13 protein-coding genes are annotated in these 15,373 nt (G+C 72.1%); all 13 read right to left on the bottom strand.

The window, feature by feature from the left end; genetic code table 11:
- Positions 1 to 77: 77 nt before the first annotated feature.
- On the bottom strand, positions 78 to 1,199 hold the full coding sequence (gene dapC, locus XM48_RS11235; RefSeq protein ID WP_046455897.1) for a succinyldiaminopimelate transaminase: 1,122 nt from the start codon (positions 1,197 to 1,199) through the stop codon (positions 78 to 80).
- Between the two features lie 4 nt (positions 1,200 to 1,203).
- Positions 1,204 to 1,524, bottom strand: a complete 321-nt coding sequence (gene fdxA / locus XM48_RS11230) for a ferredoxin (RefSeq protein WP_046455896.1) — start codon at positions 1,522 to 1,524, stop codon at positions 1,204 to 1,206.
- A 472-nt stretch (positions 1,525 to 1,996) separates the two neighbouring features.
- Positions 1,997 to 4,648 carry a glycoside hydrolase family 65 protein gene (locus tag XM48_RS11225; RefSeq protein ID WP_084821138.1) on the bottom strand — a complete coding sequence of 884 codons (2,652 nt, stop codon included), beginning with the start codon at positions 4,646 to 4,648 and terminating at the stop codon, positions 1,997 to 1,999.
- Positions 4,645 to 5,421 (bottom strand): HAD family phosphatase, encoded by a 777-nt coding sequence (locus XM48_RS11220; protein ID WP_231580872.1) that lies wholly within the window; start codon positions 5,419 to 5,421, stop codon positions 4,645 to 4,647. Before XM48_RS11220 ends, XM48_RS11225 begins: the two co-directional genes overlap by 4 nt.
- 74 nt (positions 5,422 to 5,495) lie before the next feature.
- Positions 5,496 to 6,107: a prepilin peptidase gene (locus XM48_RS11215; protein WP_052961466.1), complete on the bottom strand. Its 612-nt coding sequence runs from the start codon at positions 6,105 to 6,107 to the stop codon at positions 5,496 to 5,498.
- Positions 6,108 to 6,129: 22 nt separating this feature from the next.
- Entirely contained in the window at positions 6,130 to 7,047 is a 918-nt protein-coding gene (argB, locus tag XM48_RS11210; RefSeq protein ID WP_046455895.1) for an acetylglutamate kinase, read from the bottom strand.
- A 7-nt stretch (positions 7,048 to 7,054) separates the two neighbouring features.
- Positions 7,055 to 8,242, bottom strand: coding sequence for a bifunctional glutamate N-acetyltransferase/amino-acid acetyltransferase ArgJ (argJ, locus tag XM48_RS11205; RefSeq protein ID WP_046455894.1), 1,188 nt, complete (start codon positions 8,240 to 8,242; stop codon positions 7,055 to 7,057).
- Positions 8,239 to 9,318 carry an N-acetyl-gamma-glutamyl-phosphate reductase gene (argC, locus tag XM48_RS11200; protein WP_046455893.1) on the bottom strand — a complete coding sequence of 360 codons (1,080 nt, stop codon included), beginning with the start codon at positions 9,316 to 9,318 and terminating at the stop codon, positions 8,239 to 8,241. The genes argJ and argC overlap by 4 nt, the downstream gene beginning before the upstream one ends.
- A gap of 109 nt (positions 9,319 to 9,427) precedes the next feature.
- Entirely contained in the window at positions 9,428 to 10,495 is a 1,068-nt protein-coding gene (locus XM48_RS11195) for a VOC family protein (RefSeq protein WP_084821136.1), read from the bottom strand.
- A gap of 44 nt (positions 10,496 to 10,539) precedes the next feature.
- A complete protein-coding gene (locus XM48_RS11190; RefSeq protein WP_046455928.1) occupies positions 10,540 to 11,295 on the bottom strand; it encodes an SDR family oxidoreductase in 756 nt (251 codons plus the stop codon).
- A 10-nt stretch (positions 11,296 to 11,305) separates the two neighbouring features.
- Positions 11,306 to 11,719, bottom strand: coding sequence for a VOC family protein (locus XM48_RS11185; protein ID WP_046455892.1), 414 nt, complete (start codon positions 11,717 to 11,719; stop codon positions 11,306 to 11,308).
- 48 nt (positions 11,720 to 11,767) lie between these two features.
- Positions 11,768 to 14,323, bottom strand: a complete 2,556-nt coding sequence (gene pheT, locus XM48_RS11180) for a phenylalanine--tRNA ligase subunit beta (RefSeq protein WP_046455891.1) — start codon at positions 14,321 to 14,323, stop codon at positions 11,768 to 11,770.
- A complete protein-coding gene (gene pheS / locus XM48_RS11175; protein WP_046455890.1) occupies positions 14,323 to 15,363 on the bottom strand; it encodes a phenylalanine--tRNA ligase subunit alpha in 1,041 nt (346 codons plus the stop codon). The genes pheT and pheS overlap by 1 nt, the downstream gene beginning before the upstream one ends.
- Positions 15,364 to 15,373 lie beyond the last annotated feature (10 nt).

The raw sequence follows: 15,373 nt of genomic DNA, 5'->3' as shown, positions 1-15,373 counted from the left end.
AGCGCGGACCCGAGGTGCCCTCCCAGCAGAGTATCTTGACGTCGAGCGAAATGTCGATTCGGCTCGCTCGCCGGCGGTCAGACCGCTCGGGCGTCGTGCGCAGCGCCCGAGAGCCGCTTCGCGGCCTCGGCGATCGCCGCATCGCTCGCGGTGAGCGCGAAGCGGACGTGCTGCGGGGAGTGGGCGCCGTAGAAGTGCCCCGGCCCGACGATGAGCCCCAGCTCGGCGAGCGCCGCGACCGAGTCCCAGGCGTCCTCGTCGCGCGTCGCCCAGAGGTAGAGTCCGGCCTCGCTGCGCTCGATCCGGAACCCGGCCGCCTCGATGGCGGGGCGCAGCACGGCGCGGCGCGCGATGTAGCGCTCCCGCTGCTCGATCACGTGCGCCTCGTCGCCGAGCGCCGCGACCATGGCCGCCTGCACGGGGGCCGGCAGCATCAGGCCCGCGTGCTTGCGCACGGTCAGGAGGCGCTGCACGAGCTCGGGATCGCCCGCGAGGAACGCCGCGCGGTACCCGGCAAGGTTCGACTGCTTGCTGAGCGAGTAGACGCTCAGCACGTCGCGATGATCGTCGCCCACGACCCGCGGGTCGAGGATCGAGGGGATGCGCTCGGTATCCCACGGAGCGTCCCAGCCGAACTCGGCGTAGCACTCGTCTCCGGCGATCACCGCGCCCAGCTCGCGCGCCCGCTCGACCGCGGCGCGCAGCCGGTCGACGTCCTGCACCGCTCCGTCGGGGTTGCCGGGCGAGTTCACCCAGACAAGACGGGCGTGCTCGGGCCAGTCCGCGGGATCGTCGGCGGCGATCGCGTCGGCGCCGACGAGCGCGGCGCCCATGGCGTAGCTCGGGTAGGCGATGCGCGGGAACACGACGGCCTCCCCCGCACCGATGCCGAGCAGGAAGGGCAGCAGTGCCACCAGTTCCTTGGACCCGACGGTCGGCAGCACGGCGGACGGGGCGACGGTCACGCCGCGGCGCCGCGCGAACCAGTCGGCGATCGCCTCCCGCAGTTTCGGGCTGCCCGCGGTCGCGGGGTACGCATGAGCGTCGGTCGCCGCGGCGAGCGCGTCGCGCACCGCGGCGGGCGTCGGATCGACGGGCGATCCGACCGAGAGGTCGAGGGCGCCGCCGGGATGCGCTGCCGCGCGCTCGGCGTAGGGCGCCATCGCGTCCCAGGGGTAATCGGGAAGCGGGCCGCGCATCGCGTCAGGATCCCTGCGCCGGCAGCGCCGCGATGATGGGGTGATCGAAGTCGTAGGCCCCGACCTTGGCCGCACCGCCGGGCGAGCCGATCTCGTCGAAGAACTCGACGTTGGCCTTGTAATAGTCGGCCCAAACCTCGGGCAGGTCATCCTCGTAGTAGATCGCCTCGACGGGGCAGACGGGCTCGCAGGCGCCGCAGTCGACGCACTCGTCGGGGTGGATGTAGAGCGAACGCTCGCCCTCGTAGATGCAGTCGACGGGGCATTCGTCCACGCACGCGCGATCCTTCACATCCACGCACGGGAGCGCGATCACATACGTCACGACGTCCGCCTTTCCTCGACCGTTCCGATGCCCTCCATCCTATGCCCGAGCGGCGGGTGCCGGATGCGCGCCGCGGGCTCTCGGCGCGGTGCCGGGCTCGCTCCGGCGTACCCGGCGGACCGGTGCGCCGTCCTGTGCTGGCCTGCCGTCCGGCCGTCCGGCCGTCGCGCCGGCCGGCCGTCGCGCCGTCCTGCCGTCGCGCCGTCCGGCCGTCCTGCCGTCGCGCCGTCCGGCACCGTCGAGTGAACGCGCGTACAGGAAACGAGCGCGCTTTCGATGTACGAGCGTTCACTCGATCGCGATGAACTTCACCGCGTCACCGCCCACATCGAGCTTCGAAGCGAGGACTCTGCCATTCGCGCTCGCGCCCCTGTGGAAACCGCGCTCGGCAGACCCACTGGCGGACACGATTTCCCTCATGTTCAGAACCAGCTCGCGGCTCCTCCGGAGGCGTCTCCTCCGCCCGGGACCACTATTGATGTTCGTCGCGCGAACCGCGCGTCGGGATGTCGGTGCCGATCACCGGGATCTCGGTCGTCAGCGTCGGGATCACGCCGCTCTCGCCCTCGCGCGGAAGGATCCCGGCGGAGAGGCCGCGGAACGCGCCGAGGTCGGGTCCCTGCCCGTCGAGCGGGACGCGCGTCTCCCCCGCACCCGGCTCGATGAGCATCTCCGCACCGCGGACCCGCAGCGGCACCGGACGGGTGCCGCGCAGGATCTCGAATCGGATCGCGTCGACATCGAGCCGCACGGCGAGCGAGCTTCCGCGCCACGCGAGCACGAACTCCATACCGCCCCAGTGATCGGGCAGCCTCGGATCGAAGGACAGCTCCCGACCGGCGTCGCGCATCCCGGCGAAGCCCTGCACCAGCGCGAGCCAGACACCGCCCGCGGAGGCGACGTGGACCCCGTCCTCGGCGTTGCGATGCAAGTCGTCGAGATCGACGCGCAGCGCGTGGTCGAAGTAGCGGTACGCGAGCTCGCGGTAGCCGACCTCGGCGGCGATCACCGATTGCACCACGGCCGAGAGGGTGGAGTCCCCGGTGGTGAGCGCGTCGTAGTACTCGAAGTTGGCGCGCTTCTCGGCAGCGCTGAAGTCGCCGCTGGCGAGCAGCATCGCGAGCACCACGTCGGCCTGCTTGAGCACCTGGAAGCGGTAGATCACGAGCGGGTGGAAGTGCAGCAGCAGCGGCTTCTGTTCGGGCGGCGTGGCCGCCAGATCCCACACCTCGCGTTCCAAGAAGTGCGCGTCCTGGGGATGCACACCGAACTCGGTGGAGAACGGCACCGCCATGCCATCGGCGGCGGCCTCCCACGCTTCGATCTCCTCGGCCCGCAGCCCGAGCCGCTCGGCGAGGGCCCGGTACTCGGCCGGGGCCTCACCCGCGAGGCGCCTCGCGACCTCGGCCCCGTAGCGGAGGTTGAAGCGCGCCATGACGTTGGTGAACAGGTTGTCGTTGACCACCGTCGTGTACTCGTCGGGGCCGGTCACACCGTGGATGTGGAAGCGGCGCGAGCCGTCGGGGTCGCTGCGCCAGAACCCCAGACTGCGCCACATGCGCGCCGTCTCGATCGGGATCTCGCTGGCGCCGGAGACCATGAACTCGAGGTCGCCGCTCGCCGCCACGTAGCGCGCGAGCGCATAGGTGATGTCGGCGTCGATGTGGTACTGCGCGGTGCCCGCGGCGTAGTAGGCGCTCGCTTCCTCCCCGTTGATGGTGCGCCAGGGGAAGAGCGCCCCGTCCTCGTTCAGCTGCGCGGCCCGGGAACGGGCGTGCGGAAGCATCCGCAAGCGGAAGCGCAGCGCATTGCGGGCCCAGAGCGGCGACGTGTAGGTCAGGAACGGGAGCGCGTAGATCTCACTGTCCCAGAAGGAGTGCCCGCTGTAGCCGGAGCCGGTGAGCCCCTTGGCCGCGATCCCTCGCCCGTCGGCACGAGCGGCCGCCTGCGCGAGCTGGAACAGGTTCCATCGGATCGCCTGCTGCACGCCCGGCTCGGCGTCCACCCGCACGTCGCTGCGCTCCCAGAACGCGTCCAGGAAGTCGCGCTGCTCGATCCAGCGCTGCTCGAGAGGATCGACCGCGGCGCGGTGGAGCGACTGCACGCAGCGGTCGATCAGCTCGTCGCAGGTCGCCGTGCGTGAGGAGTGGTAGACCGCCGTCTTGGTGAGGCGCACCGGGCGCCCGGCCTGGGCGGTGCCCTGGAAGATGTGCCGGATGCGGTCCGGTGCCACCTCCACCCGGCAGCTCCAGTCGTCGTCCGCGCCGTCCTCGCCGACCCGGGCACCGGAGTCGAAGTCGTGATCCGCGCCCACCGCGACGGCCATGCCCGAGTGGTGGACCCGGAAGCTCAGCACGCTCCGATCGGGCCGCTCGGGGTCGGCGAGCACCGGACCGCGATCGAGCACGCGTTCCTCGAACACCTCGGCCTGCCTCGGATCGACGGGCTCGTCCACCGCTCGGGCAGGATCTCCGGGTCGTCCGGCACCCTTCGACGCCCCCGGCTGCTCGCTGCGCACGCGGCCGAGGTCCTGGCGGTTGATGAGGAGGCTCGAAATGGTGAGGTCGGCGTCCGCGTCGAGCACCGTCACACGCATCTCGAGGGTGGCGAGGTGGCGGGATGCGAACGACACCATCCGGCGGGACTCCACCCGCACGCGCTTGCCCGTGGGCGTCAGCCAGAGCAGGGTCCGCGAGAGGGTGCCGGCACGCAGATCGAGGGTACGGCGCACCTCGAGGATCTCGGACGTCTCGAGGTTCAGACGCTCATCGTCGACGTAGATGCGGATCGTCTTCGCATCGGGCACGTTCACGATGGTCTGCCCCTGCTCCGCGAAGCCGTAGGCCGACTCGGCGTGCTGGATCTGCCAGGTCTCGTGCACGCCGTTCACGAAAGTGCCGTGACTCCCGAGCGGCAGCCCTTCCTCGTGGTTGCCGCGCATGCCGAGGTAGCCGTTGCCGAGCGCGAAGAGGGTCTCGTCGATCGCGGCCGTCTCGGGGTCGAGCCCCGGGATCGTGAGACGCCACGGATCGTCGCCGAAATCGCGATGCAAGCCCTCGACGGGATTCTCGAACGGAGGATCCGCACGATCAGCGAACGGAGCACCGGATGCGAACGGGATCATGAGAGCAGCTCCTCCAGGTCGGCAATCACGACTTCGGCACCCGAAGCGCGCAGCGCGTCAGCGCCGGCACCTCGGTCCACGCCCACGACGAGTCCGAACTCCCCGGCCGCGGCGGCCGCGACGCCGGACTCGGCGTCCTCGAACACGGCGGTCTCCCCCGGTCCGATGCCGAGCACCTCGGACGCAGCGAGGAACGTGGCCGGATCCGGCTTCCCGGGCAGGCCGTCCCGTGCCGCCACCGTGCCGTCCACCACCACCCGGAAGCGATCGGCGATCCCGGCCGCGCGCAGCACCTCCGCCGCGTTGCGCGAACTGGAGACCACGCCCAGCGGAATCGGCGAACCGTCCGGGCCCGGCGTCGCGGCCAGCGCGTCGAGCAGCCGGAGGGAGCCCCCATAGGGCCGGATGCCGTCGCGCCGGAGGATCTCCGCGAACATGCGATTCTTGCGGTTGCCGAGCTCCGTCACCGTGGCCGCGGCCTGCGCATCCGCGCCTTCGTCGTCCCCGGCGCCGTCGTCGGGATCGCCCCAGGGCAGCTCGATCCCCCGCGCCGCCAGCAGTGTTGCGACGCCGTCGAACCGGGGCCGCCCGTCGAGCGACGCGAAATACTCCGACTCGGCATACGGCTCCTCACCGCGCAGCGCGAAGAACCGGTCGAACGTCTCGGCCCAGGCGCGACGGTGCAGATCCACTGTCGGGGTGAGCACCCCGTCCAGATCGAAGAGGGCAGCGCTGCAGCGGGCGAGGTCTGAGCGGATCCGCGAGCCGTGCACGGCACGAGTGTATCGAGCGCGCCCGAGCACGGGGAGGGAGTCCACGCCGATTCGGCGAATCCGGAGGCCGCTGTTCAGCCGAACGCCACCAGCGCGATGCCGGACCACCCCGCCCCGAGCAGGACCGGGCCGAACGGCAACCCCGTGCGCCGCCCCCGTGCGAACAGCAGCAGGATCGCCGCCCCGGCGACGAGCCCGAACGCGCCCGCCAGTCCCCCGTCGACCGCACGATCGGGCCCTGTCGACCACCCCAGCGCGAACAGCACCACGGGCACGAGCTTGGCGTCCCCGCCTCCGAATCCGGCACCGCAGCGCCAGGCGATCCAGGCCGCAGCGAATCCCGTCGCGGCAGCGAGCAGCCCGACGACGACGCGTTCCCCCTGCCCGACCAGCAGGGCCGCGCAGACGGTCGGAATCGCGAACAGCGCGGCCGTCGCCCCGAGCAGGCGGTTCGGAAGCCTCCGCTCCCGCAGATCCGTGCGGACGAGCACCGCCGTCGCCGCACCGAACCCGGCGAACGCCACGACGGCCAGCACGGTCGCGAGTGCGGTCACCGACGAGCCCGCGCCGAACCCGCCGCGCACCGCGAGCACCGCGCCGATGCCGCCGCCCGCGAGCGCGGCAGCGGCCGTCAGCGCGGACGCGATGAACGCAGACGCGACGGACCTGGACCCGGCGGACGTCACCGCAACGGCGACCGTTTCCCCGTTATTCCCCGGTCGGCCCGGCAACGACTTCCGTTCCGATGCCCCGCGCCGTGAAGATCTCGAGCAGCACCGAGTGCGGCTCGCGGCCGTCGATGATGGCGGCCTTCGGCACACCCGCGCGCACGGCGTCGAGGCACGCCCGCATCTTCGGGATCATCCCTGATTCGAGGGACGGCAGCAGCGCGTCGAGCTCGTCCGTGGTAATGGTCGAGACCAGGGAGTCGCGATCGGGCCAGTTCGCGTAGAGCCCGGCCACGTCGGTGAGGATCACAAGCTTCTCGGCGCCGAGCGCCGCGGCGAGCGCGGCTGCCGCGGCATCCGCGTTGACGTTCAGGGACTCACCGGGTCGCTCTTCGTCGGGCGCGATCGAGGAGACGACGGGGATCATGCCCGCTTCGAGCACGGCGAGCACCGACTCGGGGCGCACTCCGACGACGTCGCCGACGTGGCCGAGATCGATCAGGCGACCGTCGACCTCGACGGGCGGACGGCGACGGCCGATGAAGAGCCCCGCGTCCTCGCCCGTGGTGCCCGCGGCGAGCGGGCCGTGCGTGTTGATGCGGTCGACCAGCTCGGGGTTCACCTTGCCGGTGAGGACCATGCGCACGACCTCCATGGCCTCGGGCGTGGTGACCCGGTACCCGCCCTGGAACTCGCTCTCGATGCCGAGCCGGCCCAGCATCGCGTTGATCTGCGGGCCGCCGCCGTGCACGACGACGGGGCGGATGCCGGTGTGCCGCAGGTAGACGACGTCCTCGGCGAAGGCCTCCAGGAGCGCCTCGTCGACCATGGCGTTGCCGCCGAATTTGATGACGACGATCGCGTCGCGGAACTTCTTGAGCCAGGGCAGCGACTCGATGAGCACCTGGGCCTTCGCGGCCGCCTCGCCGTGCTCGAGCGTGGTCGTGGTGTGGGTCATGGCGTCCTCAGCTCGAGTAGGCGCTGTTCTCGTGCACGTAGTCGTGCGTGAGGTCGTTGGTGCGGATGGTCGCGGCGGCCTCACCCGCGAACAGCTCGATGCGCACGTGCGTGCGGCGCGGGGTGAGGTCGCACTCCTCGACGGGTCGGTCGGGTCCGCCCGCGTGGCAGAGGCGCACGCCGTTGAAGCTCACGTCGACCGCGTACGGGTCGAAGGCCGCGTCGGTGGTGCCGATCGCAGCCAGCACCCTACCCCAGTTGGGGTCGTTGCCGAAGATCGCGGCCTTGAAGAGGTTGTTGCGCGCCACGGAGCGGCCGACCTCGACGGCCTCCGCCTCGCTCGCGGCGCCGAGCACCTCGATGTCGATGTCGTGGCTCGCGCCCTCGGCGTCGCCCTGCAGCTGGGCGGCGAGGTCGTCGCAGATCTCGGCGAGCACGGCCGCGAACACGTCCTCGTCGGCGGCGACGCCGGAGGCGCCGCTCGCGAGCAGCGTCACCTGGTCGTTGGTCGACATGCACCCGTCGGAGTCGAGCCGGTCGAAGCTGCGCCCGGTGGCCGCACGGAGCGCGCGATCGAGCTGCGCGTCGTCGAGCACCGCGTCGGTCGTGATCACGACGAGCATCGTCGCGAGCCCGGGAGCGAGCATGCCGGCGCCCTTGGCCATCGCGCCGATGGTCCAACCGTCGCGCTCGCGCACGGCGGTCTTCTCGACCGAGTCGGTCGTGAGGATCGCGGCGGGGGCCGTCGCATCGTCGGCGGCGAGCGCCGCGGCGAGCGCGGGCACGTTGTCCACGATCCGGTCGCGGAACGTCTGGTCGCCCGACCCGATGAGACCGGTGGAGCAGACGAGGATCCGCTCGGCGTCGACGGCCTCGCTCGCGTCGTCAACGGAGCCCTCGGCGGTCAGCGCTGCGGCGACGGCCTCGGCGGTGAGGCGCGTGGTCTCGTAGCCGAACTCGCCGGTGAAGCAGTTGGCTCCGCCGGAGTTCAGCACGATGGCCCGGGCGGTGCCGCCCGCGACCACCTTGCGGCTCCAGATGATCGGGTTCGCCTGGGCGCGGTTGCTGGTGAAGACCGCCGCGCTGGCGCGACGCGGACCGTCGTTGACCACGAGCGCGAGGTCGGGCTTGCCGGTGCTCTTGAGTCCGACGGCGATGCCGGCGGAGCGGAAGCCTGCGGGGGCGGTGACGGTCACGGTGCGACTCCATTCGTCGAGAGGCCGGTGGTCTCGGGCAGGCCGAGGGCGATGTTGGCCGACTGGATCGCCGCACCTGCGGTGCCCTTGGCCAGGTTGTCGAGCGCGCCGATCACGACGACGCGGCCCGCGGCCTCGTCGACGGCGAGCCCGATGAGGCAGGTGTTGGCGCCGAGCGTGTCGGCGGTGCGGGGCACCTGGCCCTCGGGCAGCAGGTGGACGAAGGGCTCGTCGGCGTAGGCGCGCTCCCAGGCGGCGCGGATCTCGGCGGCGTCGGGACGGCTGCCGTCGGCGCGGGTCGCGATGCGCGCGGTCGAGGTCGCGAGGATCCCCCGGCTCATGGGGACGAGCACGGGGGTGAAGCTGATGGTCGGCTCGGTCGATGCGCCCGCGCCGCGCAGAGCCTGGCGGATCTCGGGGATGTGCCGGTGGGTGCCGCCGACCGCGTAGGGGTTCGCGGATCCCATGAGTTCCGCGCCGAGCAGGTGCGTCTTGGCGGCCTTGCCGGCCCCGCTAGGGCCCACCGCGAGCACGCTGACGAGGTCCTCCGCCTCGATCACTCCAGCGGCGATGCCGGGCGCGAGCGAGAGCGCCACGGTGCTGGCGTTGCAGCCGGGTGCCGCGATCCGCGTCGCGCCGATGAGCGCCTCGCGCTGCTTGCCCGGAGCAGCCGGGGTGTCGCCCGCGACGAGCAGTTCCGGCACGCCGTAGCTCCAGGCCTCGTGGTGCTCGCCGCCGTAGAACGCGGCCCAGTCGGCGGGGTCGGTGAGCCGGTGGTCGGCACCGCAGTCGATGGCGAGGCGGACGTCGCGCAGCTGCGCGGTCAGTTCGCCCGAGGCGCCGTGCGGCAGCGCGAAGAAGACGATGTCGTGCCCGTCGAGCACGGCGGGCTCGGTGGGCTGCAGCGTGAGGTGCGCGAGCGAGCGCAGGTGCGGCTGGCTCGCGATGAGCGGCTGGCCCGCGGTGGAGTGCCCCGTGACGGTGCGGATCTCGAACTCGGGGTGCGCGGCGAGCAGGCGCAGCAGCTCACCGCCCGCGTATCCGCTCGCTCCGGCGACCGCGACGGTGAATGCCATAGTGCTCGTGCCTCTCTCGCTCGACACCATACGGAGCCGATGCCGTTCCAGACTCTCTATTCTGGCACTTCCTCGGGCACCGTCGCGCACGCGACGTCATCGACCGCCGTCAGAGATCGGCGATCACGATCTTCTTCATCTGCAGCATGTGCGGGAACGCATCGGGGCGCTGCATCAGTTCGTCCATGTTATCCGGCACGATCTGCCAGCTCACGCCGAACGCATCGACGAGCCAGCCGCACTGCTCGGCCTCGGGGACCGCCGAGAGCGCGTCCCACAGCAGGTCGATCTCGTCCTGCCCGTGGGCGTTCACGATCAGCGAGACGCCGTTCGTGAATGATTCCGGCTGCTCGACCCCCGAATCCATCGCCGAGAACCGCTGCGGCCCGACGCCGAACTCCCCGTACATGACCGCGCCCGCGGACGCGGGGCCCGTCTGCACCGGGTACGGGGCCGTGAACCCGCGATCGGATCCGCCGAGGCTCTGCGCCGCGCCGAGCACCGCGACGTAGCGGTCGATCGCTTCGCTCGCCCGATTCTGCGCCGCGGCGCCGAACATCAGGCAGGGCATCACGAACGGTGCGGCCGCGCCGGATGGATCGCCGCCCGGGGCCTCGGGATCCACCAGCATGAGCTGCCAGCTCACCCCGTAGCGGTCCTCGACCCAGCCGTAGCGGCCGTTGAACGGGTACTCGCCGAGCTCCATGAGCACCCGGCCCCCGAAGCCGAGCGCGCCCCAGGTCGCATCGAGCTGCGCACGCGCGCGCAGCGCCGAACCACCGAACCGCCGCGGATCGAACTGCAGGGTGAGCGAAATCGATGGATTCGGCCGGAACTCGGGGCCGGCGTTCACGAGGGTGATCCGATACCCGTCGATGAGCACGTCGACGGTGAGCGGCTTGCCGGCGAGCGGCTGCTGGAAGTCGAGCAGGCCCGTCTCGGGGTATCGGCTCATGACCTCGAAGGAGGTGTCGGGCAGTGCCGCGGCGTAGAACGCGGCGGTCTCCTCGGCCGCACCGTTCGACCAGAGGCAGGGGACGATCCGCTGGAGTGCCGGCTGCGCCGGCTTCCGCGTGCGGGGCTTCGCCGCCGTTCGCGGCTTTGCGGCCGCGGTTCGCGGCTTCGCCGCGGCCGAGGCGGACTTCGAGGTGGGACTGGGCTTCGCTGCCGTGGCCATGGGGTTCCTCTCGCCGTGGCCGGTCCGTTCCGGCCGATCGTGCGCTACGCCTCCGAGTGTGCCCCCGAGGCGAGCCATTCGTCAAAGGTGGTCGCGTCAAGCTGCGCATCCGACCCGGGCAGGATCGAGCCGTCGCGGATTGCGCGCCCGAACCCGCCGGGCATCGGGAACTCGATCACCCGGGCCGATCCCCCGCGCGCTGAGCCGATGCGACGCACCAGATCGGCCATGCGCTCCTCGCGCGGACCAGCGAGGTCCGGCGCGTCTCCGATCGGGCCGCCCTCGGCGATCTCGACCAGCCGAGCGGCGACCGATGCCGCCGCGACGGGCTGGGATCGCATCGCCGGCATGAGCGTCAGCGGGCCGAGTCGGATCGCGTTGGCGCTTGCGAACTCGAAGAACTGCGCCGCGCGCAGCACCGTCCACGGCACCGATCCCCCGGCGACCGCCCGCTCCTGCGCGGCCTTGCCCGCGTAGTAGCCGTACGGTGCGCGGGCGGCGCCCACGATGGAGAGCGCGATGTGATGCCCGACGCCCGCGGCGCGCTCCGCGGCCAGCAGGTTCCGGGTCACCGCCTCGAACCACTCGATCGAGCGCCTCGCCGACACCGCGAAGGCGCCGGACGCGTCGATCACGGCGTCGATGCCCACGAGGTCGATCCCGGTGCCCGCGCGCAGGTCGGTGCCGGTCGAGCGGGCGAGGATCCGCACCTCGTGCCCGCGGTCGTGGGCGATCCGGGCGACGTGCGCCCCGACCGTTCCGGTGCCGCCCGCGACCGCGATGGAGAGGTGCTCGCTCATGCGACCCACGCTACTCGGTCTCGGGACCGTCCGGTTCGTATCCGATCAGCCAGCGCACGCCGAAGCGATCCACCACTTGACCGTCGTGCGCTCCCCACGGCTGCTCGATCAGCGGATCGAGCACGCGCCCGTGCTCGGCGAGGGCATCGAACCAGGCGTGCAGCGTGTCGGGATCCGCTCGGCCGAGCAACGAGAGGAACATGCCCGTCATCGCCACGGCGTCCTCGTCGGGGCCTGCGTCGGCCGCGAACAGCGAGACGGGGCCGGTGAGGATCCCGTGCGCGATCGAGTCGCCCGGTCCGTCGAAGCGACCGAACTCGGCGAAGGTGTGCGCGGTGACGACCCCGCCGAAAGTCGCACGGTAGAACTCGAGCGCCTCGGCGGCGGTTCCCGGCAGCAGCAGATACGGGGCGGGCGCGGTCATACCGTCATGGTACGCCGCGCCCGTCCGCCGCTGCCGCTGGGATCGCGCTCAGTCGCGCAACTTCGCTCCGAAGCGCTCGCTCGCCGCGGCGACGCCGGCGAGCTTCGCCTCGCTCGCCTCCTCGGCGGTCAGCGTGCGATCCTCGGCCCGGAAGCGCAGCGCGAAGGTCAGCGCCTTCTCATCGTCGCCGAGCCCGGCTCCGCGGTAGTCGTCGACGATCGTCGCGCCCTCGAGCAGGCCGCTCGCGGTCGCGCCGGCGATCACCGCGTCGAGCACCTCCGCCGCGGGGATCGCGCGGTCCACCACGAGGGTGAGGTCCTGCGTCGCAGCGGGGTAGGTCGACAGCTGGGCGACCTCGGGCTCACGCGCAGCGACCTCGATGAGCCGCTCGAGATCGAGCTCGAACGCGGCGACGCGACCCGGCAGGTGCACCGCCTCCGCGGTCTCGGGTGCGAGCTCGCCGGCGACGCCGACCGGCTCGAGCGAGCCGTCCACCAGGACGAGCAGCTCGGCGGTGCGCCCCGGGTGGAACGCACGGTGCGCACCCTGACGCACCACGAGTTCGGCCGAGACCGCACCGGCGACGACGCGCGCGGCGTCGAGGGCGTCGGCCCAGTCCCAGGCGCGGGCGGGCTCGCCCGCCTGCTTCGCGACCGCGGCGCCCACGAACAGGCCCGCTGCGCGGCCCGGCTGCTTCGGGATGGATCCGTCGAGCTCCGCCAGCACCGCGTCGGACGGGCGCTCGCCGAGCGGCGGCACCGCGTTGGTGCCGAGGCGAACGTGCTCGGGATCGAACACCGCGCCGAACTCGACGAGCGCGAGATCAGTGAGGCCGCGCGACACGTTGCGCTGCGCCGCGGTCACGAGGCCGGCGAGCAGCGAACGGCGGAGGAACGGGGCCTCGCCGTCGAGCGGGTTCGCCAGGCGGATGGCGTGCACCGGAGCGGCTGCGCCGTCGACGGGCTCGCTGCCGGCACCGAAGCGATCCAGCTGGGCGCGGGACACGAACGGGTAGCTCTGCACCTCGGTGAGCCCCCAGGCCGTCGAGACGTTCGCCGCACGGCGGCGCAGTCGCTGCTCCCGGGTGAGCCCGCGACCCGCCGGAGCGGTCGGGAGCACCGAGGGGATGCGGTCGTAGCCGATGATGCGCGCGGCTTCTTCGACCAGATCGGCGGAACGTGTGAGGTCGGCGCGCCAGCTGGGGGCCGTCACCTCGAGCACGCCGTCGCCGGCCTCGACCAGCTCGCAGCCGATCATCTCGAGCGCGCTGCGGATCTCGGCGTCGCGGTAGTCGGTGCCGAGCAGGCCGTTGACCCGCGACAGTTCGAAACGGACCGCTTCGGGCGCCCACGGCGCCACGAGTTCGCTGCCGAGCTCGTCGACCGTGCCGCCGCCGAGCTCGACGAGCAGTTCGACCGCGCGCTGCGCCGCGGCGCGCGCGACGAGCGGGTCGACACCGCGCTCGAAGCGCTTGGAGGCCTCGCTGGGGAGCTTATGCCGGCGCGCGGAGCGGGCGATCGAGACGGAATCGAAGGTCGCGGCCTCGACGAGCACGTCGGTGGTCGCATCGTCGGTCTTGGTCGACTCGCCGCCCATCACGCCGGCCAGGCCGATCGCGCCGGAGTCGTCGGCGATGACCAGGTCCTCGACGTGCAGCTTGCGCTCCGCGCCGTCGAGCGTGACGAGGGTCTCGCCCTCGGTGGCCCGGCGCACCCGCAGGCCGCCCGAGACCTTGCCCAGGTCGTAGGCGTGCAGCGGCTGGCCCAGTTCGAGCATGACGTAGTTGCCGATGTCGACGGGCAGCGACAGCGCCCGGACGCCGGCGAGCTGCAGGCGCGAGACCATCCAGGCCGGGGTCGGTCGCGTCGCGTCGATGCCGCGCACCACGCGCGTGACGAAGCCGGAGGCACCGACGCGGCCGCGGATCGGAGCCGCGTCGTCGATCGTCACGTCGAAGCCGGACGCCGGGACCGGGGCGACCGCCTCGGCGGGGTCGCGGAACACCGCTCCGGTCGAGTGCGCGTACTCGCGGGCGACGCCGCGCACCGAGAACGCGTAGCCGCGATCCGGCGTCACGTTGATCTCGACGGCGGTGTCGGCCATGCCGAGCAGCTCGAGCGCGTTCGCGCCCGGCTCCGCGTCGATCCCCCAGCGGCTGAGCACGATGATGCCGTCGTGATCGTCGCCCAGGGCGAGCTCACGGGCCGAGGCGATCATGCCGTCGGACACGTGTCCGTAGGTCTTGCGCGCGGCGATACGGAAGTCGCCGGGCAGCACGGCGCCGGGCAGGGTCACCACGACCCGATCGCCGACGTCGAAGTTGTGGGCGCCGCAGACGACGCCGCGCACGTCCTCGCCGCCGTCGGCGGCGCGCTGGCCCTCGGGCGCGACGCGCACCTGGCACCAGTTGACGGTCTTGCCGTTGGAGTGCTCCTCGGGCTCGCGGCTCAGCACCTCGCCGACCACGATGGGGCCCGAGGCGTCGAAGCGGCGGATCGACTCCTCCTCGAAGCCGACGCGGACGAGATCGGCGTGCACCTGCTCGGGCGTGGTGCCCGCGGGCAGCTCGACGGATTCCGCGAGCCAGGAAAGCGGGATACGCATCAGACGAGTCCTCCGAACTGCTGGTTGAAACGGGTGTCGCCCTCGACCATGTCGCGCATGTCGTTGATGTCGTGGCGGAACTGCAGGGTGCGCTCGATGCCCATGCCGAAGGCGAAGCCCTGGTACTCCTCGGGATCGATGCCGGCCGCGGCCAGGACCCGGGGATCGACCATGCCGCAGCCGCCCCACTCGACCCAGCGCGCCCCGCCCTTGGCGTTCGGCTGCCAGACGTCCATCTCGGCCGACGGCTCGGTGAACGGGAAGAAGTTCGGGCGCAGACGGATCTTCGCCTCCTCGCCGAACATCTGCCGGGCGAAGTGCTCGAGCGTGCCGCGCAGGTGCGCCATCGTCAGTCCCTTGTCGATGGCGATGCCCTCGATCTGGTGGAACACGGGGGTGTGCGTCGCGTCGAGCTCGTCGGTGCGGTACACGCGGCCCGGCGCCACCACGTAGACGGGCAGCTCGCGCCCCAGCAGGGAACGGATCTGCACCGGCGAGGTGTGCGTGCGGAGCAGCAGGTGCCGGTCGGCGGGCTCCACGAAGAACGTGTCCTGCATGGCGCGCGCGGGGTGGTCGGGATCGAAGCCGAGGGCGTCGAAGTTGAACCACTCGTGCTCGACCTCGGGGCCCTCCGCGATCTCCCAGCCCATGCCGATGAAGATGTCGGCCGCTTCCTCCTGGAGCTGCGCCAGGGGGTGGCGGCTACCGGCGGTGCGGCGCACGGGCGCCTCGGTGACGTCGACGGTCTCGGCGGCGAGGCGGGCCTGCGCCTCGGCCGCGGCGAGCTCGCCCTCGCGGGCCTTGTAGGCGCCCTCGAGGCGGCCGCGGGCCTGCCCCATGAGCTTGCCGGTCGCGGCCTTCTCGTCCTTCGGCACCTCGCGCATGCGCGCGTTCAGCTGCGCGATCGCCGAGGCCTCGCCGACGTGGGCGTTGCGCGCGGACTTCAGCTCTGCGACCGTCGCCGCAGCGGCGAATGCGGCGAGCGCCGCATCGACCGCCGAATCGACCGCGTCCTGGGTAATGGGATTGGTGTCTGACACGGGAACCGAT

It is taken from the genome of Leucobacter sp. Ag1, from assembly GCF_000980875.1.
Taxonomy (GTDB): Bacteria; Actinomycetota; Actinomycetes; order Actinomycetales; family Microbacteriaceae; genus Leucobacter; species Leucobacter iarius.
The sequence above is the reverse complement of the archived record's forward strand: the minus strand, read 5'-3'. Positions and strand labels throughout refer to the sequence as shown.